Annotated in this window: 21 protein-coding genes and 2 pseudogenes; 10 read left to right on the forward strand and 13 right to left on the reverse strand. The window is 71.7% G+C overall.

Annotated elements, in window-relative coordinates:
- Nucleotides 1–15: 15 nt before the first annotated feature.
- Together B1H19_RS24200 and B1H19_RS40865 are read right to left on the reverse strand one after the other, a co-directional pair.
- A complete protein-coding gene (locus tag B1H19_RS24200; RefSeq protein WP_159028126.1) occupies nt 16–423 on the reverse strand; it encodes a WXG100 family type VII secretion target in 408 nt (135 codons plus the stop codon).
- Between the two features lie 429 nt (nt 424–852).
- Nucleotides 853–1,041, reverse strand: a complete 189-nt coding sequence (locus B1H19_RS40865; protein ID WP_418361465.1) for a hypothetical protein — start codon at nt 1,039–1,041, stop codon at nt 853–855.
- On the opposite strand from B1H19_RS40865, the pseudogene B1H19_RS40870 reads away from it, so the two are divergent.
- Nucleotides 1,016–1,163 (forward strand): annotated as a pseudogene (locus B1H19_RS40870) (mycothiol synthase); the annotation flags it as partial. The gene B1H19_RS40865 and the pseudogene B1H19_RS40870 sit on opposite strands and share 26 nt — an antisense overlap.
- Nucleotides 1,164–1,223: 60 nt before the next feature.
- On the opposite strand, the gene B1H19_RS24205 reads toward B1H19_RS40870, so the two are convergent.
- From B1H19_RS24205 to B1H19_RS24220, 4 genes and pseudogenes are all read right to left on the reverse strand, one after another.
- Complete coding sequence (locus B1H19_RS24205; RefSeq protein ID WP_083106882.1) at nt 1,224–1,826, reverse strand: GNAT family N-acetyltransferase; 603 nt, start codon at nt 1,824–1,826, stop codon at nt 1,224–1,226.
- A gap of 53 nt (nt 1,827–1,879) precedes the next feature.
- Nucleotides 1,880–2,122, reverse strand: a complete 243-nt coding sequence (locus tag B1H19_RS24210) for a hypothetical protein (RefSeq protein ID WP_083106883.1) — start codon at nt 2,120–2,122, stop codon at nt 1,880–1,882.
- A 145-nt stretch (nt 2,123–2,267) separates the two neighbouring features.
- Nucleotides 2,268–3,242 (reverse strand): AraC-like ligand-binding domain-containing protein, encoded by a 975-nt coding sequence (locus tag B1H19_RS24215; RefSeq protein WP_083106884.1) that lies wholly within the window; start codon nt 3,240–3,242, stop codon nt 2,268–2,270.
- Nucleotides 3,214–3,477, reverse strand: a pseudogene (locus tag B1H19_RS24220) (ABC transporter ATP-binding protein); the annotation flags it as partial. The pseudogene B1H19_RS24220 and the gene B1H19_RS24215, both read right to left, overlap by 29 nt.
- A gap of 746 nt (nt 3,478–4,223) precedes the next feature.
- Here B1H19_RS24220 and B1H19_RS24225 point away from each other — a divergent pair.
- The 4 genes from B1H19_RS24225 to B1H19_RS24240 all read left to right on the forward strand — a co-directional run bounded on the left by B1H19_RS24225 (nt 4,224) and on the right by B1H19_RS24240 (nt 9,064).
- On the forward strand, nt 4,224–6,515 hold the full coding sequence (locus B1H19_RS24225) for an RNA degradosome polyphosphate kinase (protein WP_083106886.1): 2,292 nt from the start codon (nt 4,224–4,226) through the stop codon (nt 6,513–6,515).
- On the forward strand, nt 6,499–7,752 hold the full coding sequence (locus B1H19_RS24230; protein ID WP_418361466.1) for a CHAD domain-containing protein: 1,254 nt from the start codon (nt 6,499–6,501) through the stop codon (nt 7,750–7,752). Before B1H19_RS24225 ends, B1H19_RS24230 begins: the two co-directional genes overlap by 17 nt.
- Nucleotides 7,745–8,254, forward strand: coding sequence for an NUDIX hydrolase (locus B1H19_RS24235; protein ID WP_083106887.1), 510 nt, complete (start codon nt 7,745–7,747; stop codon nt 8,252–8,254). Before B1H19_RS24230 ends, B1H19_RS24235 begins: the two co-directional genes overlap by 8 nt.
- 114 nt (nt 8,255–8,368) lie before the next feature.
- Nucleotides 8,369–9,064, forward strand: coding sequence for a formylglycine-generating enzyme family protein (locus tag B1H19_RS24240; protein ID WP_237289496.1), 696 nt, complete (start codon nt 8,369–8,371; stop codon nt 9,062–9,064).
- A gap of 13 nt (nt 9,065–9,077) precedes the next feature.
- On the opposite strand, the gene B1H19_RS24245 is transcribed toward B1H19_RS24240, so the two are convergent.
- Together B1H19_RS24245 and B1H19_RS24250 are read right to left on the reverse strand one after the other, a co-directional pair.
- Nucleotides 9,078–9,686: a methyltransferase family protein gene (locus B1H19_RS24245; RefSeq protein WP_083106888.1), complete on the reverse strand. Its 609-nt coding sequence runs from the start codon at nt 9,684–9,686 to the stop codon at nt 9,078–9,080.
- Nucleotides 9,687–9,796: 110 nt separating this feature from the next.
- Nucleotides 9,797–10,804 (reverse strand): aldo/keto reductase, encoded by a 1,008-nt coding sequence (locus B1H19_RS24250; protein ID WP_083109840.1) that lies wholly within the window; start codon nt 10,802–10,804, stop codon nt 9,797–9,799.
- 127 nt (nt 10,805–10,931) lie between these two features.
- On the opposite strand from B1H19_RS24250, the gene B1H19_RS24255 reads away from it, so the two are divergent.
- A complete protein-coding gene (locus tag B1H19_RS24255) occupies nt 10,932–11,798 on the forward strand; it encodes a helix-turn-helix domain-containing protein (RefSeq protein WP_083106889.1) in 867 nt (288 codons plus the stop codon).
- Between the two features lie 16 nt (nt 11,799–11,814).
- Here the strand turns inward: B1H19_RS24255 and B1H19_RS24260 are convergent, their stop codons facing one another.
- On the reverse strand, nt 11,815–12,633 hold the full coding sequence (locus B1H19_RS24260; protein WP_083106890.1) for a class I SAM-dependent methyltransferase: 819 nt from the start codon (nt 12,631–12,633) through the stop codon (nt 11,815–11,817).
- A gap of 156 nt (nt 12,634–12,789) precedes the next feature.
- On the opposite strand from B1H19_RS24260, the gene B1H19_RS24265 reads away from it, so the two are divergent.
- Together B1H19_RS24265 and B1H19_RS24270 are read left to right on the forward strand one after the other, a co-directional pair.
- The gene (locus B1H19_RS24265; protein WP_083106891.1) at nt 12,790–14,229 is read left to right on the forward strand and encodes a glycosyltransferase; all 1,440 of its coding nucleotides are present in this window, start codon (nt 12,790–12,792) and stop codon (nt 14,227–14,229) included.
- Between the two features lie 64 nt (nt 14,230–14,293).
- Nucleotides 14,294–14,803 carry a type III secretion system chaperone family protein gene (locus B1H19_RS24270; protein ID WP_083109841.1) on the forward strand — a complete coding sequence of 170 codons (510 nt, stop codon included), beginning with the start codon at nt 14,294–14,296 and terminating at the stop codon, nt 14,801–14,803.
- 27 nt (nt 14,804–14,830) lie between these two features.
- Here the strand turns inward: B1H19_RS24270 and B1H19_RS24275 are convergent, their stop codons facing one another.
- Nucleotides 14,831–15,529: a TetR/AcrR family transcriptional regulator C-terminal domain-containing protein gene (locus B1H19_RS24275; RefSeq protein WP_083106892.1), complete on the reverse strand. Its 699-nt coding sequence runs from the start codon at nt 15,527–15,529 to the stop codon at nt 14,831–14,833.
- A gap of 91 nt (nt 15,530–15,620) precedes the next feature.
- Here B1H19_RS24275 and B1H19_RS24280 point away from each other — a divergent pair, with 91 nt between their 5' ends.
- Nucleotides 15,621–16,160 (forward strand): ester cyclase, encoded by a 540-nt coding sequence (locus B1H19_RS24280; protein ID WP_237289497.1) that lies wholly within the window; start codon nt 15,621–15,623, stop codon nt 16,158–16,160.
- Between the two features lie 98 nt (nt 16,161–16,258).
- Nucleotides 16,259–17,020, forward strand: coding sequence for a phosphoglyceromutase (locus tag B1H19_RS24285; protein WP_083106893.1), 762 nt, complete (start codon nt 16,259–16,261; stop codon nt 17,018–17,020).
- A 33-nt stretch (nt 17,021–17,053) separates the two neighbouring features.
- Here the strand turns inward: B1H19_RS24285 and B1H19_RS24290 are convergent, their stop codons facing one another.
- From B1H19_RS24290 to phoU, 3 genes are all read right to left on the reverse strand, one after another.
- On the reverse strand, nt 17,054–17,272 hold the full coding sequence (locus B1H19_RS24290; RefSeq protein WP_083106894.1) for a hypothetical protein: 219 nt from the start codon (nt 17,270–17,272) through the stop codon (nt 17,054–17,056).
- A gap of 226 nt (nt 17,273–17,498) precedes the next feature.
- A complete protein-coding gene (locus B1H19_RS38825) occupies nt 17,499–17,663 on the reverse strand; it encodes a hypothetical protein (RefSeq protein ID WP_159028127.1) in 165 nt (54 codons plus the stop codon).
- Between the two features lie 120 nt (nt 17,664–17,783).
- Complete coding sequence (gene phoU / locus B1H19_RS24295; RefSeq protein WP_083106895.1) at nt 17,784–18,461, reverse strand: phosphate signaling complex protein PhoU; 678 nt, start codon at nt 18,459–18,461, stop codon at nt 17,784–17,786.
- Nucleotides 18,462–18,565 lie beyond the last annotated feature (104 nt).

Here is an 18,565-nt window from a genome sequence, read left to right on the forward strand (position 1 = left end):
TGTTGTACGGGGCCCTCATCCGAACGGACTGGCGCCTGTGTTCCCGCCAGTTCCACCGCCTTGGCGGATTCCCTTTGCGAGCGCCTGCTGCACGGCGCTGTCCGTCTCGTTGTATGCCCGAGCCGTGGTCTGCAGACCCTCCCGGATTGCATCGGTCAGCTGCACGATCTGGTTGATGCCGTACTCCCAGGAGTCTTTGAACTCCGCTCCGGACTTGTCGATCTCGGTATCGCCGAGATCTCCGGTCGTCGCACTTCGCAGATCGTTGCTCGCGTGCTTCATGGACTCCGTGCAGCGCTGCAAGCGCGTCGCCAGGGAGCCTAACTCCTCGACATCTACCGTGAATTCCCCCGAGCCGGACACTGGATTCAGCCCCTCTGGTGTGACGTCGTCGGCTGTTCGGTCGACGATAGTAACACGCATGTATTTTCACTGGTCAAGTGCGTTCTTATAGACATCCGGTGGGCGGGCGCGCAAGGGAACTTCAGCCAAGATATGTGCCCGGAAGAGAAATTGACGGAACATTAACCTCGAACGTGCGTAAGGGCCCGTCGGATTGCTGACGGACCATTTCGTCTTGACGGCGGATGTGGGCAGGCTTGTGGCTCTGTCGTGTCGGCTGGGCGCCGGGTTCCACTTGCTCCGGTGGGGCGTGCAGCTCGTAGGGATGCAACGCAGCTGGTCAGCCATGGTCGGGGAGGGCATCGAGCGAGCGAGCGCGCCGGTGATCACGTCGGTCCAGGGCCAGTGTTGCCAATGGGAGGATGCGACGGCAGCCGGTGGTGACGAACTGGGCAGCGGAGAACGGCCACAGTCGCAGGCGGCGAGGTTCCCGTCGTCGGGCGACGCCGGTCAGCGCAGGCTCGGCGCCCAGGCCAGTGCTCCGTGCTGCGCGGATGCGGTCCTCGACCAGCCGTCCCTGGTCGAGGACGAGGATGTGGTCGGCGTCCGGGGCCGGGCGCAGATCGTGGCGATCAGGAGGGTCGTACGGCCCGACATCAGGCGGCGCAGCGGCGGCGCCCAGGGCGGAGATTTGGGCAAGGCACTGACTGCGATGGGCCTGCGACGCCTGGCGGCGCAGGGCCGGCCTACGGCGATGCTCTACTTCGACGCGGACAAATGTGGCGGCGGTGAGCGTGTACGAGCGGTTGGGGTTCGTCACCAGGGCGGGACCCCGATGCCGGCGTTCCACATTCCCGTCGATGTCACCCGCCAGGAGTGCCCTACCGTTCCCGCCACTCCCGCGCCAACATCGCATAGACGACCTCGTCGGCCCACTCCCCGTCCAGGAACTCGTTCTCCCGGAGGTGGCCCTCGCGGCGCATGCCCAGCCGTTCCAGCAGCCGGGCCGAGGCCGTGTTCCGGCCGTCCAACTCGGCCTGGATGCGGTGGAGTCGAAGGTCTTCGAAGCCCAGTTTCAGCAGGGCGCGGCCGGCCTCGGTGGCGTAGCCGTGGCCGCCGTGGTCGGGGTGGAAGACGTAGCCGATGGTGCCCTGGCGGTGCTGGGCGTGGGTCAGGGCGAAGGAGACGTCGCCGATCACCTGCCCGGACTCCCGGACGACGACGGCCAGGCTCAGGAAGTCGCCGCTGTCGCGGAGAGTGGCGCGGGTCGCCTTGATGGCGAGGTCGGCGCGCAGCTCGTCCTCCTCGTAGGGGCCCGTGTAGAGATAGCGGCAGACCTCGGGGAGGCTCCGGTAGGCGTATATCGCCTCGAAGTCGTCGTCGGCGCGGATCGGGCGCAGCTCCAGGCGGTCGGTGCGTATCGGGTAGGCGGGGGTGTACGGGGGCGGTGGGGCGAGCCGGGCGGAAATGTCGGGTGTGGGCATGCGGCCCAGCGTAGGCAGGGGAGTTGACGGGCGTAGGTGACTCAGCAGGTGACTCATGAGAGGTCGGCCCGCTCGGCGGTCGGTGCGGTGGGGTCGTGACCGTACGCCCGTGGTTTCAGGAGGGCGCGGTCGTCTCCCCGCATGTCCGCGATGTGCACGGTGGGTTCCCGGGGGTGCCACAGCACGCTGCCGGGCCGGTCCTGGGGCTGCGGGGCCGCTGTCGCGGATCCGGTGAGGCCGAGCACCACGGTGGCGGCGAGCCCTGACAGCACAGCCGTCCGCACATTGCCCTTCATTTACGCCGGTTCTCCCCACTTGAGGCGACAATCCCGGGTCCGTCGATGCGCTCTCCCGTCACGCATCGACGAACGTTCCTCCAGGATGCCGTGGTGTGGCGGTGACGTCGTGAGCGCTGAGTGCACACCTGTGTTGGCAATGCGTTCACCGGTGGCCGTGGAGGGCCTGGCGCCGGTGGTCGGTGGGTGTGGTGCCGTAGGCGGTGCGGTAGGCGCGGCTGAAGTCGGTGGCGCGGGGGAAGCCCCAGCGGGCGGCGATGGTGTGGACCGGGGTGGCCCGGAAGGCCGGGTCGGTGAGGTCGCGACGGGCGGCCTCCAGGCGCAGGCGCCGGATCCGTGCGGCGACCGTGGTGTCTTCGTCGCGGAAGAGGCGGTGCAGATAGCTGGTGGAAATGTGGTGCGCGGCAGCGATCGTGGTCGGGGTGAGGTGCGGGTCGTGTAAGTGCTCCCGGATGAACGCCTTGATGCGCAGGGTGAGGGTGCGCCGCTGGGTCTCCGGCGGGAGGAAATCGCCCGCCTCGAGTATGTGGGAGAAGAGCCCGGCGACCAGATCGGTGACGACCGTGCCCAGCCGGGGCCCGTCGGATGGCAGGTACGGGGCCGTGTCCGCGGTCAGCTGCGTGAGGAATCGCGCCAGCAGGCCACCCATCCCTTCCCGGGCCGACACCGAAGCCCCGACCACCCGGCCGGCCATATCGCGGGGCAGCGGCAGCAGCGCCATGGGGATCTCGACCCCCACCATCGTGACCGGGTCCCCGGTGCTGTGGATCTCGTACGCCATCGAGGAAGAGTTGATGTGCAGGTCGTACGGCTTGTACTCGGTTTCCCGGTGCCCCCACACGCTTGCCCCGGCCCCGCTCACGAGAAGGGAGAGATGGCAGGTCTCGGGATCGGACCGTCGGATCAGCTTCGGCGTGCGCCGGAACGTGAGCGGCTGGAACGTGGCAGGCCACACGGTGACGGCACCGAGGTCCAGCACACGCTGGGAAGCCCGGAAGTCGTCGGCGCAGTCGCTCCGCAGTTCCATCGGGGCATGCGTACGGCCCAACAGCTCGACCCAGTAGTCGAAGCGGTCCGCCGCGGGCACGTCCTCACTCCGGAACACCGTCTCGTGCAACAACCGCTTCATCCCGTCTGCTCGAACTCTGCTGCGTGCGCATTCCATTCTCCTGTGAGGCGGCACCGGACCGCAGGCGAGCCGACGTGCAGAGCGCGGTCTCGTGGCGGTACAGGCGGGCGTACGTACCGCCGCGGGCGAGGAGCTCGTCGTGGCGGCCGGACTCCACCAGCCGCCCCCGGTCGAGGACGAGGATGCGGTCGGCGTCCGGGGCCAGGTGCAGATCGTGGGTGATCAGGGGGTCGCGCGGGCGATGACGAAGCGCGGTACCCGTGCCGTAAATCCGCATACCGACCCGGTTAAATCCGCATACTGACCCGGTGGATCCCGGTGCCGTGAATTGTGGCGCCTTGGACTGCGGTGTCGGGAATCCTCGTGCCGTGGATTCCGTGCCACCGATTCCCGTACCACCGATTCCCGAACCGTAAATTCTCGCGGTGTCGGTAGGGGTATGAGGGCCCGCAGCCGTACCGTCGCCCGGTCGTTCGCCCGATGGCGCGGCCCCGGGGCCGGGCGGGATGGCCTTGCGGAAGCTCCTGAAATTCTCCGTTGTTCGGTATTTTTCAAGGAATTGACGATGGTTTTTCGCCGCTGTTTTGCGTTCTCCGGCGGCGACCGGAAGAGCGTCACGTCATATAACGGAGATCCGGCTCCCCTTTTTCCTGAGCTCTCGCTTAATTAAGGATGAGGGTGTTTCTCATCTGTAACGGATGGCTTTATGCGGGGCTTACAATGGCGTCCGCCGCAGCGCGCGACGCCCCCGGGCCGCCGCCTGGCCGCGCCCCAACCCCCGGGGGTAGCCCCCCGCTTGCCTGTCCGCCATATCCGCGTTACCAGCGATTCAATATCGCTTGCGAGCATCGCTGAATGCAGCCCGCTGTGCCGAACGCCCCGACCCCGCGGCTCCGCGTCGCGCCGCTTCCCGGCAGCGACGAGCCCGGCTCCAGCGCGCCTGGAGTCCCCGGAGCGCGGAAGAATGAAGGCATGAACCAGCACCCGCGCCCTCAGGCCCAGGGGCGGCCCGAGACGCAGTCCCCGAAGCCGTCGCCGTCCGAGGCCGCCGGGCCCTCGGCCCAGCCGTCGGTGGGTTCCATCGCCGCGCACCGCCCCAACGCGGTCCGCGGCACGCTGCCCGAACTGGAGCCCGAGATGGACGCCGATCTCGACGGGTACGTCGAGACGGGCGTACCGGGCGCCGACGGCCAGGAGCTGCCCACCGGCCGCTTCCTGGACCGTGAGCGCAGCTGGCTGGCGTTCAACGAGCGGGTCCTGGAGCTGGCCGAGGATCCGGCGACCCCGCTGCTCGAACGGGCGAACTTCCTGGCGATCTTCGCCAGCAACCTGGACGAGTTCTTCATGGTCCGGGTGGCCGGCCTCAAGCGCCGCATAGCCACAGGGGTCGCCACCCGGTCCGCCTCCGGTCTCCAGCCCCGCGAGGTGCTGGAACTGATCTGGACGCGCTCGCGCGAGCTCATGGCCCGGCACGCCGCCTGCTTCCAGCAGGACATCGCCTCCGAGCTCGCCGACCAGGGCATTCACCTCATCCGCTGGCCCGACCTGGCGGAAAAGGAGCAGGCCCGCCTGTTCACCCTCTTCCGGCAGCAGATCTTCCCGGTGCTGACGCCGCTGGCGGTGGACCCGGCGCACCCGTTCCCGTACATCTCCGGCCTGTCCCTGAACCTCGCCGTCGTCGTACGCAACCCCGTCAGCGGCCACGACCACTTCGCGCGGGTCAAGGTGCCGCCGCTGCTCTCCCGCTTCCTGGAGGCCAGCCCGCAGCGCTACGTCCCCATCGAGGACGTCATCGCCGCCCACCTGGAGGAGCTGTTCCCCGGGATGGAGGTGCGCGCGCACCATATGTTCCGGGTCACCCGCAACGAGGACCTGGAGGTGGAGGAGGACGACGCGGAGAACCTCCTCCAGGCGCTGGAGAAGGAGCTGATGCGGCGGCGCTTCGGGCCGCCGGTCCGCCTGGAGGTCGAGGAGTCCATCGACCCGGCCGTGCTCGATCTGCTCGTCCAGGAGCTGAAGGTCTCCGACGCCGAGGTCTATCCGCTGCCCGGCCCGCTCGACCTGACCGGCCTCTTCGGCATCGGCGCCCTGGACCGCCCCGAGCTGAAGTACCCCAAGTTCGTCGCCGGTACCCACCGCGACCTCGCCGAGGTGGAGTCGGCGACGGCCCCCGACATCTTCGCGGCCCTGCGCGCCCGCGACGTCCTGCTCCACCACCCGTACGACTCCTTCTCCACCTCCGTGCAGGCGTTCCTGGAGCAGGCCGCCGCCGACCCCAACGTCCTGGCCATCAAGCAGACGCTCTACCGCACCTCCGGCGAGGACTCCCCGATCGTCGACGCCCTGATAGACGCCGCGGAATCCGGCAAACAGGTCCTCGTCCTGGTGGAGATCAAGGCCCGTTTCGACGAACAGGCCAACATCAAGTGGGCGCGCAAGCTGGAGGAGTCCGGCTGTCATGTCGTCTACGGCCTGGTCGGCCTCAAGACCCACTGCAAGCTCTCGCTCGTCGTCCGCCAGGAAGGCGAGATGCTGCGCCGCTACTCCCACGTGGGGACCGGCAACTACCACCCCAAGACCGCCCGGCTGTACGAGGACCTGGGGCTGCTGACCGCCGACCCGCAGGTCGGAGCCGACCTCTCGGACCTGTTCAACCGGCTGTCGGGCTACTCCCGCCGCGAGACCTACCGCCGCCTCCTGGTGGCGCCCAAGTCCCTGCGGGACGGCCTGATACAGCGCATCACCAAGGAGATCGCCCACCAGAAGGCCGGCCGCCCGGCCTATGTCCGTATCAAGGTCAACTCCATGGTGGACGAGGCCGTCATCGACGCCCTCTACCGCGCCTCCCAGGCGGGTGTGCCGGTCGACATCTGGGTCCGCGGCATCTGCGCGCTGCGCCCGGGCGTCCCCGGCCTGAGCGAGAACATCCGGGTCCGCAGCATCCTCGGGCGCTTCCTGGAGCACTCGCGGGTGTTCGTCTTCGGCAACGGCGGCGAGCCGGAGGTCTGGCTGGGCAGCGCGGACATGATGCACCGCAACCTCGACCGGCGCATCGAGGCGCTGGTCCGGGTGACCGACCCGGCGCACCGCGCCGCCCTCAACAACCTTCTGGAGACCGGGAATTCGGACGCCACCTCGTCCTGGCACCTGGGCCCGGACGGCGACTGGACCCGACGCGCGGTGGACGCGGACGGTGCGCCGCTGCGCAACGTACAGGAAATGCTCATTGACGCCCGGAGGCGCCGGCGTGGCCCAGCGACATGACCAGCCGGCCGGGGGGCCGCCGCCCGGTCTCCTCGGCATCGGATACGAGCCCGGCGGGGTGCCCGGAGCCCGTGCCGCGGTGGTGGACGGGCCGGAGGGTGAGCGCTACCGGCCGTACGAATTCGGGGAACCGGGGGACTGGGGGGAGACGGGGGACAGGGACATGGGTGGTTCGACCGCACTGAGGGATCCGGGCACGTCGACGGGCGCGGGGGCCCGGTCGGGGTCCGGGGCGGAATCCGGTACGGCCCCGGGGGCGCGGTCCGGGCCCGGGACGGATGCCCGTACGGCCGCGGAGGTGCTGGCCGCCTATCTGCACCGCCAGTCCGCGGACTTCCTGCGCAGCCTGCGGCTGCACCGCGAGAGCGGCTCGGACGCCCAGGGCGCGGGCGAGGCGGCCGACCAACTGCGCGCCGCCGCCCGCCGGATCAGCGCCACCTTGCACACCTTCGGCCCGCTCACCGACGAGACCTGGGCCGGCCACCTCCTGTCCGAACTGGGCTGGCTGGCGGGCACCCTGGCCCGCGAACACGCCTGCGCCGCCCGCCGCGGCCGCCTCCTGACGGCCCTGCAACGCCTGTCGGCCCCGCCCGCGGGCGAGCCCGACCCCGAGACCGAATCCGCCCTGTCGGCCGGGGCCGCGCGGGCCGGTGCGCTGCTCGACCGGCAGCTCACCCTCGCCCGCACCCGCGCGCACTCGGCCGCGCTCCAGGCGCTGGGCTCCTCCCGCTTCCACGCCGTCGCCGACTCCGTCGCGGTGCTCGCCTCCGAGGCCCCGCCGACCCTCGCGGCCGCCGACGTACCGGCCGCCGAGGCGCTGCCCCGGCTCGCCGACCAGGCCCATCGCCGCCTCGCCGAGGCCGCCGCCGCCCTCCCGCTGGCCCGCGCCGGCCATCCGTACAACGCCGACGCCCTGGCCGCCGACCACCGCCAGGACGGGCCCTGGCACCAGGTACGGATGCTGGTACGGCTCAGCCGCTACGCCCGGGAAGTGACCGCCCCGGGCGCCCCCGACCCGCGCCTGAGCGCCGCCGGCCGGGCCCTGGAGCACCACCGCGACGCCGCCGAGGCCGCCGCCGCGGCCGCCGCGGCCGCCCGCACCCCCCGCATCGCCCCCGCCACCGCCTACGCCCTCGGCGTCCTGCACGCCGACCAGCGCCACGAGGTCGAGGCGGCCCGCTTCGCCTTCGGCCGCGCCTGGCCGGCGCGCTTCAAGGGGGGCGACGGGGATGCCTGACGCCATGCCGAACGGGGCGGCGCGCGGGGGCGGCGGCGCGCCGAACGGGGCGGCAGGCGGAGCCGCCGGTGCGCCGATCAGGGCCGCCGGGTGCGTGCTGTGGCGCCGTTCCGCCGCCTCCTCCGCCCCCGGTGGCGACGGCCTGGAGATCGCCCTCGTCCACCGGCCCAAGTACGACGACTGGTCGCATCCCAAAGGCAAACTGAAGCGCGCCGAGGACGCCCTGGTCGGCGCCGTCCGCGAGGTCGCCGAGGAAACCGGCATGACCTGCACCGTCGGCCCCGAACTCCCCACCGTCCGCTATCTGGTCGGCAACCGCCCCAAGGTGGTCCGCTACTGGGCCGCGGAGGCCACCGGCGGCACCTTCACCCCGAACCGGGAGGTCGACCGCCTGCTGTGGGCCGCCCCCGACACCGCCCGCCGCTATCTCACCCAGGACCGGGACAAGGACCTGGTCGCGGCCCTCCTGAGCGCGCTCCCCCGGACGGGCGAAGGGCGCTGACGTGGACCGCTGACGGATGTGTCGACAGTGTCGACTGTGTCGGTCTGATGAACAGTGCCACCCGCGGGCCCGCAATGCGCTTCGCCCGTACGGCCGTTCGCCTACAAAGGACCGGTGACCACCCCCACCGTTCCCGCCCCGCCCCTGCTCGGCATCCCCGCCGGACGGATCGACCTGCGCGACGAGGGCACGAGGACCACCTGGACGGCCGAGGTCGGGGCCTTCCGCCTGGCGCCGTACCCGGTGACCCGCGAGCTGTACCGCACCGTCCTGGGCGAGGCCCCCGAGAGCCCGGCGGGCCCGCACACACCCGTGACCGAGGTGTCCTGGAAGGACGCCCTCCACTTCTGCAACCGGCTCTCCGAGGCAACGGGACGCACCCCCTGCTACGCCCTCCCCGCCGACCTCTCCGACCCGGACGCCCTGGCTGTGACCTGCGACGGGACGGCCGACGGCTACCGCCTCCCCACCGAGGCGGAATGGGAGTACGCCTGCCGCGCCGGCACCTCCGACGTCCGCTACGGAGACCTGGACGACATCGCCTGGTACCGCGGCAACTCCGGCTACACGGTCCACGACGTCGGCACCCGGAGCCCGAACGCCTGGGGCCTGCACGACATGATCGGCAACGTATGGGAGTGGTGCTGGGATCTCTACGACCCCGCCGTCTACGGCCCGTACCGCATCTTCCGTGGCGGCGGCGCCTACGACCCGCCCCGCGCCTGCCGCGCCTCCTGCCGCCGCAAGAGCCATCCGACGCTGCGGATCGACGACTTGGGGTTCCGGGTGGCGCGGTCGGGAGCGCCCTGAAGCCGACGGCCGACTACCGGCCACGACGGGGCCAGGGCAGCAGTGCCGGGACGCGGGCCCGGTAGGCGTCGTAGGCGGCACCGAACTGATGGGCCATCAGATTGTCCTCGACGTGGACCCGGCGCAGGAGCCAGGGGACGGCGACGATCAGGAAGGCCGTCCAGACGCCGAAGCCGCAGGCCAGCATGCCACCGACGATCAGGCCCAGCAGACCGGTGTATATGGGGTGGCGGACCAGCCGGTAGGGGCCGTCGGTGCGCAGTTCATGGTGCTCCCGGACCATCGGGACGCTGGCCCACATCGTGCCCAGCACCCAGCGCGCCCACAGCAGCAACGCGGTGGAGGCGACGACCAGAACGGCTCCGACCAGCGCGAGCCCGGGCTGCCAGTACTGGAGGCGGTGCCAGAACCGGGGAAACTGCCTGACCAGGACGGAGAAGGCGTAGGCGCCCGCGATCAGCAGGAGCCGGCGGGGGAGGGTGCGACGCAGCCCCCGTAGCCAGTCGCCCGGACCGGCCTGGCTCTTCACGCCGAAGTAGACGGCGCCCGCGATCCAGGCGGCGACGAAGATCAGGACGCAGACGGTGGTGAGAGCGATCAGTGCGGAGTGAAGCGAGCCCATGGCTCAAGGCTGCTCCGCGTGCGGCGCGGGGCGCGACCACCCAGGGGTTGATTGTGGGGTCTCCACCCACGGGTGGAGACCCCGCCGCCGCACGCCGCGGCGAACGAGCCTCAGCGCCGCCGCAGCGCCGCGTCCGCCACGGCGGGCGGGACGTAGTAGCTGTCGGCGCGGTTGAGGTCCGTGCCCGGCGGGACGATCGCGTCGATGCGGTCGAGGACGTCCGCGCCCAGGGTGACGTCGGCGCCGTCCAGGAGGCTGTCGAGCTGGTCGAGGGTGCGCGGGCCGATGATCACGGAGGTGACCGCGGGGTGTGCGCGGACGAAGGCGGTCGCCAGGTGGGGAAGGGTGAGGCCGGCCTCGGCGGCGAGCTCGGCGAGCGCGGCGACGGCCTCGGCCTTGCGGGCGTTCTCGGGTACGGAGAGGTCGAACTTCGACGTCTCCAGCCCGGCCCGGGAGCTGGCCGACAGATCGCGCCCCGACAGCCAGCCCGCGCTGAGCGGGCCCCAGGTCAGCACGCCCATGCCGTAGCGCTGCGCGGTCGGCAGCACCGCGTTCTCCACGCCGCGCGCCAGTATCGAGTACGGCGGCTGCTCGGTGCGGAAACGGACGTGACCGCGGCGTTCGGCGGTCCACTGGGCCTCGACGATCAGCTCGGCGGGGAAGGTGGAGGTGCCGACGGCCCGTACCTTGCCGGAGCGCACGAGATCCGAGAGCGCCCCGAGCGTCTCGTCGATATCGGTCGTGGGGTCGGGGCGGTGCACCTGGTAGAGGTCGATGTGGTCGGTGCCGAGCCGGCGCAGGCTGTCCTCGACCGCGCGCACGATCCAACGGCGGGAGTTTCCGCCGTGGTTGGCGTCCGGGCCCATCGGGTTGAAAAACTTCGTGGCCAGGACGACGTCGTCGCGGCGTCCCTTGAGCGCCTTGCCGACGATCTCCTCGGACTCGCCGGCGGCGTAGACGTCGGCGGTGTCGACGAAGTTGATCCCGGCGTCGAGCGCGCGGTGCACGATCCGTACGCCGTCTTCGTGATCGGTGTTGCCCCAGGCGCCGAGCATCATCGCGCCCAGCGCGTACTCGCTGACCGAGATGCCGGTGCCGCCGAGGATCCTGCGCTGCATGTGCCGCTCCTTGTACGAGAAGGGGTCGAGGGCACCACCCTGCTGCCCGTGTACGGAGCGGACCAGGCCCGTCACAGCCTGGGTCCGGCGGAACCACCCAACCGGTGGTGCGTCGCATACTGGACGGATGCTGCACGCGGAAATCGAGATCGGTTCGTTCCTCAAGGCCCGCCGGGCGGGGCTGAACCCGGAGGACCTCGGCCTGCCCGACGGGGTCAACCGCCGCCGGGTGCGGGGCCTGCGGCGCGAGGAGGTCGCCCAGCTCGCCGGCATCAGCGTGGACTACTACACCCGGATCGAGCAGGGGCGGGCGCACGCGATCTCCGACAGCGTCCTGGACGCCATCGCGCGGGCGCTGCGGCTGTCCGGCGGCGAGGTGACGTATCTGCGCAACATCGCGGCGCCCCGGCGGCGCACACCGGACGCCTGCGCCCCCGGCGCGGTCCCCGGGCAGACCGTACGGCCGGAGATCCAGCAGCTGCTGGACGCCATGGAGGCCACCGTCCCAGCCATGGTCATGGGCCGCGGCCTGGACGTCCTGGCCTGGAACGCGCTCGGCGGCCGGGTCGCCTTCGACCTGGAGGCGCTCGACGCGGACCGGCGCAACACCGCCCTGCTGGTCTTCCTCGACCCGGTGGCGCGCGCCCTGTTCCCGGACTGGAAGGCCAAGGCCGTGGAGGTGGTCGGCAATCTGCGGGCCGACAGCGGCCGGCACCCGGACGATCCGCGGATCTGCGAGGTCGTCAACGAACTGCTGGCCCGGAGTGCGGACTTCCGCAGGATCTGGGAGACCCAGTCGGTGCACGAGTGTCTGCGCGGCACCAAGCGCATCCGGCACCCGGAGGTGGGTCAGCTGGAGGTCACCTTCGAGAGCTTCCGGCTGAGCAGCGACCCGGACCAGGCGCTGGTGACGTACACGGCCCCGCGCGGCTCGGAGACGGAGCGGCGGCTGCGGGAGCTGGGGGAGCGCGTGCAGCCGGTGCTCGCCCGGTAGGGCCCGGCGCGCGGGCTCACGCCCCGGGCGCCAGCGCCTCCCAGCGCACCGTGACCTCCCCCTGGCGGCGCCGCCGCGGATCGCCGGTCAGCGGCCAGTCCGCCCCCAGGGCGTGGACGGCGGCGAGCCAGCGCTGACGGGCGCCCAGCGCGCCGAGCGGGGCGGCCGCCGCCCAGGCGCGGTCGAAGTCCCGCAGGAAGGCGTGCACCGGCTCGCCCGGGACGTTCCGGTGGATCAGCGCCTTCGGGAGGCGTTCGGCCAGGTCGGAGGGGGTGTGGAGGGAGCCGAGCCGGGTGGCGAAGGTGACCGTGCGCGGGCCCTCGGGCCCCAGCGCGACCCAGACGTGCCGCCGCCCGATCTCATCGCAGGTGCCCTCGACCAGCAGCCCGCCGGGCGCCAGCCGCGCGCACAGCTGCCGCCAGACGGCGGCCACCTCCTCCTCGTCGTACTGCCGCAGCACATTCGCGGCCCGGATCAGGACCGGCGCCCGCCCCTGCCCGCCCGGCAGCGGCACCTCGAAGCCCCCGTGGACGAAATCCAGCCCCGGCGCCTCGTACGGCTGGGCGGCCGCCACCCGGGCCGGTTCGATCTCGATGCCGACCACCTGGGCGTCCGGCCGGACCGTGCGCAGCCTGCCCAGCAGCTCCACCGCGGTCCAGGGCGCGGCGCCGTAGCCCAGGTCGACGGCGACCGGGTCGGCGCTGCGGCGCAGCTCGGCGCCGTGCTCGGCGGCTATCCAGCGGTCCATCCGGCGCAGCCGGTTGGGGTTGGTGGTGCCGCGGGTGACCGTGCCGACGGGGCGGGAGGCGGCGGGGACGGAGGTGCGGCGGGCCATGGCATCGAGAGTACGGGCCAGGGGGCGGCCGTCCGGCCAAAGGTCATGCTTTGGCAAAGTGAGGGCGCGGGGCGCCGTGCGGAAATGGATGGGCGGCCCGCATTGTTGGAGGGGTTCGGAGGCGCGCCGAACGTCCGGCCAAGGAGGGAGCTCGCAGTGAGCCAATACGTGTCCCGGCTCCGCAGCCGTCCCCACGGCCCGTTCCCGGGGTCGGCGCGGCTGCGGCTGCCCGGCGTACCGCGCCGTCCGCGCCGGGTGGCGATGCTCAGCGTGCACACCTCCCCGCTGCACCAGCCGGGCACCGGCGACGCCGGCGGGATGAACGTCTACATCGTCGAGCTGGCCAGGAAGCTCGCCGCCCTCGGCATCGAGGTCGAGATCTTCACCCGGGCGACGACGGGCACCCTGCCGCCCACCGTGGAGCTGGCCCCGGGCGTCCTCGTACGGCACGTGGACGCCGGTCCGTACGAGGGCCTGGCCAAGGAGGAGCTGCCCGCCCAGCTGTGCGCCTTCACCCACGGCGTGATGCGGGCCTGGGCCGGCCACCGCCCCGGCCACTACGACCTGGTCCACTCCCACTACTGGCTCTCCGGCCATGTCGGCTGGCTCGCCGCCGAGCGCTGGGGCGTCCCCCTGGTGCACGCCATGCACACCATGGCCAAGGTCAAGAACGCCGCGCTCGCCGCCGGTGACACCCCCGAGCCCGCCGCCCGGGTGATCGGCGAGACCCAGATCGTGCGCGCCGCGGACCGGCTGGTCGCCAACACCGACGAGGAGGCGGACGAGCTGGTCCGGCACTACGCCGCGGAGCGGGACAAGGTGGCCGTGGTGCATCCGGGAGTCAACCTGGACCGCTTCCGGCCGCTGACGGCGGGTGCCCCGGAGGGCGCTGCCGGTGGGGCGGATGTGACCGGTGCGGCGGGTGCCGGGGCCGAGAGCCGTACCGTCGCCGAGAGCCGGGCCGCCGCCCGTGCCCGCCTCGGCCTGCCCCACGACGCCGTCATCCCGCTCTTCGCCGGCCGGATACAGCCGCTCAAGGCCCCCGACATCCTGCTGCACGCCGCGGCCGCCCTCCTGGAGGAAGACCCGGCCCTGCGCTCCCGCCTGGTCGTCCCGGTGGTCGGCGGGCCCAGCGGCAGCGGCCTGGCCAAACCGGAGGGCCTGCAGAAGCTGGCCGCCCGGCTCGGCATCGCGGATATCGTCCGGTTCCGCCCGCCGGTCGGCCAAGAGCAGCTCGCCGACTGGTACCGCGCGGCATCGGTGCTGGTCATGCCCTCGTACAGCGAGTCCTTCGGGCTGGTCGCGATCGAGGCCCAGGCATGCGGCACGCCCGTCGTCGCGGCCGCGGTCGGCGGCCTCCCGGTGGCCGTACGCGACGGCGTCAGCGGCTTCCTCGTCGCCGGCCACGACCCCGCCGACTACGCCCGCGCGCTCGGCCGCTTCGTGGCGGACCCGGGGCTGTCGGCCCGGATGGGCGCCGCGGCCGCCCGGCACGCCCAGTCCTTCGGCTGGGACACCGCCGCCGCCGCGACCGCCGACGTGTACACCGCCGCCCTCCAGGAACACCGGCGTCACCTACGATCCCTCCATGGCTGAGATGACGGGTGAGGCCGGCCGGGGCCGGGAGCACGGTGCGGCGGCACGGACGGCCGGCGCGGCGATGGCCCCGGGCGAGGCGATGACCCCGGCCGAGGTGATCGAGAGCACGCTGCGGGACGCGGAGCTGGAGTGGGAGTCGCCCTCCGACGGCACCTACGTCATCAAGCTCCCCGGCACCCGCAAGCTGTCGACGACCTGCTCGCTGATCGTCGGCAGACACTCCCTGTCCATCAACGCCTTCGTCGTCCGCCACCCCGACGAGAACCACGAAGCCGTCCACCGCTGGCTCCTGGAGCGCAACACCCGCCTCTACGGCGTCAGTTACGCCCTCGACCACCTCGGCGACATCTACCTCGTCGGCAAGCTCCCGCTGTCCGCCGTCACCCCCGACGAACTCGACCGGATCCTCGGCACGGTCCTGGAGAACGCTGACGGCAGCTTCAACACCCTGCTGGAGATGGGCTTCGCGACGGCGATCCGCAAGGAGTACGCCTGGCGGGTGGCACGCGGCGAGTCCACCCGCAATCTGGCCGCGTTCGCGCATCTGACGGGCCGGTCGGCGTCGGCGTAGGCGCCCGTACGGCCCCGCCTTTCGGCGTTAGCGCAGACGCCCGGCCCCGCCGCTCTCCGCCCCTACGCCCGCGGCAAACCCGGTGACCAGCGCCTTCGCCGCGAAGCCGAACCGTTCCGCATCGTCCGCGCCGGTCCCCGTCCGGGCCGCCTCCGTCAGCAGCGGATAGCGCGCGGCGTCCAGGCGGGCCAACGAGCCGGCCGAACCGGGGGTGCGGCCCTCCGGGTCGGCGTCGCTGCCCACGCCGACCTCGGCGGCCGTGTGCCCCACGACGAACAGGGAGAGCGCATTGAACGCGTCGAGCGCCCGGCCGAGCGGGAAACCGGCGCCGGTCAGGGCGCCCAGACCGCGTTCCACCGCGTCCAGTCCGGCGGGCGTCGCCATGGGGCGGGTGACGGCCAGCGGAAGGACGCCCGGATGCCGCAGCAACGTCTCCCGCAACGAGGCCGCATAGCCGAGCAGTTGCTCCTGCCAGGGCGCGCCCTCGACGGACGGCGGCAGCGCCTCGGCGAAGACCCGCTCCACCAGGCCGTCCAGCAGCGCCTCTTTGCTGGGCACGTAGTGATAGAGCGTCATCGCCTCCACCCCCAACGCGCCCCCCAGCCGCCGCATGGACAGACCGCGCAGCCCTTCCCGGTCCACCAGCTGCAACGCGGTGTCCAGCACCAACTCCCGCGACAGCCCGGCCCGTTCGCCCCGCGACCGCTTGCCCGCCCTGTCCGCCATGCCCTGACTCCCGTTCGCCGTCGCCCTTGACTTTCTTACGCCGTAAGTTCAGTCTAGCGGGGCACGATTCTTACAACGTAAGGCAGCTTCCGTGGCAACCTCCGTGAGGCAATCGACGACAGGGGTGGGCGAGATACCGGAGATCACTGCGAACGACGCCAGCAATGCGAACAACATCAGCAATGCGAGCAACACCGGCAGCGCAAGCAACACCGGCAACACGAACAAGCGGCTCATCCAGGGCTTCATCGACGCCTTCAACGAACGCCGGATCGACGACTTCCCCGACTACCTGGCGGCGGACGTCATCGACCACAACAAGATCATCCACGGCGAGGAGGACCGGCCCGGCGCCGCCTTCGACGGCTTCCGGCAACAGCTCGCGGCCTTCGGCGAGTTCACCGCGGTGGCCGAGCAGCTGATAGCGGAGGGGGAGACCGTGGTGGCGCGGCTGACCGTCAGCGGTCGGCACACCGGCGCCCACCCCCGTATGCCGCGCCCCACCCACCGCACCTGCTCCGTCGAGCAGATCTGGATCTTCACCCTGCGTGAGGGCAGGATCGCCGAGATCCGTGCGGTGAGCGACCGGCTCGGCATGTTCCTCCAGCTGGGCTGGGACTGGCCCGCGTAGCCTGCCGGGCGCAGGGCGGGCGGCGCCGAAGATCACGCCGCGGCCCAGGTCATGGACGGGTTCCGGGCCCCGTCCGGGATTCGATTACGCTCAAGGCCATGGCCGACGCGACGTACAAGCTGATCCTCCTCCGCCACGGCGAGAGCGAGTGGAATGCGAAGAACCTGTTCACCGGCTGGGTGGACGTCAATCTGAACGAGAAGGGCGAGAAGGAGGCGGTCCGCGGCGGAGAGCTGCTCAAGGACGCCGGCCTGCTCCCCGACGTAGTGCACACCTCCCTCCAGAAGCGCGCCATCCGCACCGCGCAGCTGGCCCTGGAGTCCGCCGACCGGCACTGGATCCCGGTGCACCGCAGCTGGCGGCTGAACGAGCGCCACTACGGCGCGCTCCAGGGCAAGGACAAGGCGCAGACCCTGGCCGAGTTCGGCGAGGAGCAGTTCATGCTCTGGCGCCGCTCGTACGACACCCCGCCGCCCGCCCTGGAGGACGGCACCGAGTTCTCGCAGAGCGACGACCCGCGCTACGCCACCATCCCCAGCGAGCTGCGCCCGCGCACCGAGTGCCTCAAGGACGTCGTCACGCGCATGCTGCCGTACTGGTACGACGGCATCGTCCCGGACCTCGTCGCCGGCCGTACGGTCCTGGTCGCCGCCCACGGCAACAGCCTGCGCGCGCTGGTCAAGCACCTCGACGGGATCTCCGACGCGGACATCGCCGGGCTGAACATCCCCACCGGCATCCCGCTCTCCTACGAGCTGGACGCCGACTTCCGCCCGCTCAACCCCGGCGGCACCTACCTCGACCCGGAGGCCGCCAAGGCCGCCATCGAGGCCGTGAAGAATCAGGGCAAGAAGAAGTAGCACCGCGCGGCCGAGCCGCCCCGAGCAAGCCCTCTACCTGCGGATATTCCGCGGGTGGGGGGCTTGTGTCGTGGGGCGGCCGGATTCGGAGGCGGCCAGTTCGCGGCACCAGGGGCAGTCCGCGGCCACATGGTCGCGGTCGGGGGTGTCGAGCCAGTACGCGCCGAGCAGCTCGGGGTTGACGCCGGCGCGGTACTCGTCCTGGGCGGGCGGCAGCCGGTGGGCGTGAGCGGAGTTCTTTGAGGGCTTCATGCTCGGGCCAACGCTTTGGAGGCGGTGACCGCTATGGGGGGAGCCCGCTTCGCGATGCATTTGTGACAAAAGGGACCGATAGCGAATTTTCGAGCGGAGAACGGCTGCCCGGACGGTCCCGCCGGCCTGCCGGACGGAGAGGCCTCACACGACGCAGCGACCCCACACGACGCAGCGGCCCCGCCCGACGGAACGCCGGACGGGGCCGCGGTGGACAGCGCGGTGGCTAACCGCACGAACCGCCGCACTGGCAGGAGCCGCCGGACTGGCAGCCGCAGCTGCATCCGGGGCCGCACTGGCAGCCGCTCAGCAGCGGAAGCGGCGGATATGTGACGGGCGCCGCGGCGTCCCGCGCCGGAGCGGTGTGGGTGGAGTCCGCCATGAGTGCCATGCATTGCCTCCTAGGGGTCACCTTGGTGCCCATTGCAAGCCCGGGCCAGGAGGCGCGTCAACGGCGCGTGGGGGCATGCGTCAATGGCGCACGGGGGCGGTGGACGGCTCCCGCAGGCCCCTATGCGCCCTCGACCTGCGTCGGCGGGGCGATTTCATCGGCGTGCTCGCCGGTGACCAGATAGACCACCCGCTTGGCCACGGACACGGCGTGGTCCGCGAAGCGCTCGTAGTAGCGGCCCAGCAGGGTCACGTCCACGGCGGTCTCGATGCCGTGCTTCCAGCGGTCGTCCATCAGGTGCTGGAAGAGGGCGCGGTGCAGCAGGTCCATCGCGTCGTCGTCCTGCTCCAGCTGGAGCGCCAGATCGACGTCCTTGGTGATGATGACCTCGGCGGCCTTGGCCATCAGGCGCTGCGCCAGCTGCCCCATCTCCAGGATGGTCGCATGCAGATCGCGCGGAACGGCGGTGTGCGGGAAGCGCAGCCGCGCCAGCTTGGCCACATGCTGGGCCAGGTCGCCCGAGCGCTCCAGGTCGGCGCTCATCCGCAGCGAGGTGACGACTATCCGCAGGTCGGTGGCGACCGGCTGCTGCCGCGCCAGCAGGGCTATCGCCCGCGCCTCGAGATCGCGCTGGAGGTCGTCGACCTTCTCGTCCGCGGCGATCACGCTCTCGGCCAGCTTGAGGTCCGCGTCGAGTATCGCCGTGGTGGCGCGCCCGATCGCGGAGCCGACGAGCCGGGCCATCTCGACCAGGCCCTCGCCGATCGAATCAAGCTCCTCGTGGTACGCGTCCCGCATCAGTGACCTTCTCTCGCATCGAGTGGTTCGAGTGGTGTCAGGTGGTGGGTGGGGGCCGTGGGGAACGGATGTCCGATGGCGGCCGGTTCCCACGTTCCCACGCC

The sequence above is a fragment of the Streptomyces gilvosporeus genome (assembly GCF_002082195.1).
Lineage (GTDB): Bacteria > Actinomycetota > Actinomycetes > Streptomycetales > Streptomycetaceae > Streptomyces > Streptomyces gilvosporeus.

Bases quoted from the DNA above. Each gene is read 5' to 3' on its own strand.
- B1H19_RS24200 (WP_159028126.1), bottom strand. From the start codon at position 423: ATGCGTGTTACTATCGTCGACCGAACAGCCGACGACGTCACACCAGAG.
- B1H19_RS24205 (WP_083106882.1), bottom strand. From the start codon at position 1,826: ATGCCCACACCCGACATTTCCGCCCGGCTCGCCCCACCGCCCCCGTAC.
- B1H19_RS24210 (WP_083106883.1), bottom strand. From the start codon at position 2,122: ATGAAGGGCAATGTGCGGACGGCTGTGCTGTCAGGGCTCGCCGCCACC.
- B1H19_RS24225 (WP_083106886.1), top strand. From the start codon at position 4,224: ATGAACCAGCACCCGCGCCCTCAGGCCCAGGGGCGGCCCGAGACGCAG.
- B1H19_RS24235 (WP_083106887.1), top strand. From the start codon at position 7,745: ATGCCTGACGCCATGCCGAACGGGGCGGCGCGCGGGGGCGGCGGCGCG.
- B1H19_RS24245 (WP_083106888.1), bottom strand. From the start codon at position 9,686: ATGGGCTCGCTTCACTCCGCACTGATCGCTCTCACCACCGTCTGCGTC.
- B1H19_RS24250 (WP_083109840.1), bottom strand. From the start codon at position 10,804: ATGCAGCGCAGGATCCTCGGCGGCACCGGCATCTCGGTCAGCGAGTAC.
- B1H19_RS24255 (WP_083106889.1), top strand. From the start codon at position 10,932: ATGCTGCACGCGGAAATCGAGATCGGTTCGTTCCTCAAGGCCCGCCGG.
- B1H19_RS24260 (WP_083106890.1), bottom strand. From the start codon at position 12,633: ATGGCCCGCCGCACCTCCGTCCCCGCCGCCTCCCGCCCCGTCGGCACG.
- B1H19_RS24270 (WP_083109841.1), top strand. From the start codon at position 14,294: ATGGCCCCGGGCGAGGCGATGACCCCGGCCGAGGTGATCGAGAGCACG.
- B1H19_RS24275 (WP_083106892.1), bottom strand. From the start codon at position 15,529: ATGGCGGACAGGGCGGGCAAGCGGTCGCGGGGCGAACGGGCCGGGCTG.
- B1H19_RS24285 (WP_083106893.1), top strand. From the start codon at position 16,259: ATGGCCGACGCGACGTACAAGCTGATCCTCCTCCGCCACGGCGAGAGC.
- B1H19_RS24290 (WP_083106894.1), bottom strand. From the start codon at position 17,272: ATGAAGCCCTCAAAGAACTCCGCTCACGCCCACCGGCTGCCGCCCGCC.
- B1H19_RS38825 (WP_159028127.1), bottom strand. From the start codon at position 17,663: ATGGCACTCATGGCGGACTCCACCCACACCGCTCCGGCGCGGGACGCC.
- phoU (WP_083106895.1), bottom strand. From the start codon at position 18,461: ATGCGGGACGCGTACCACGAGGAGCTTGATTCGATCGGCGAGGGCCTG.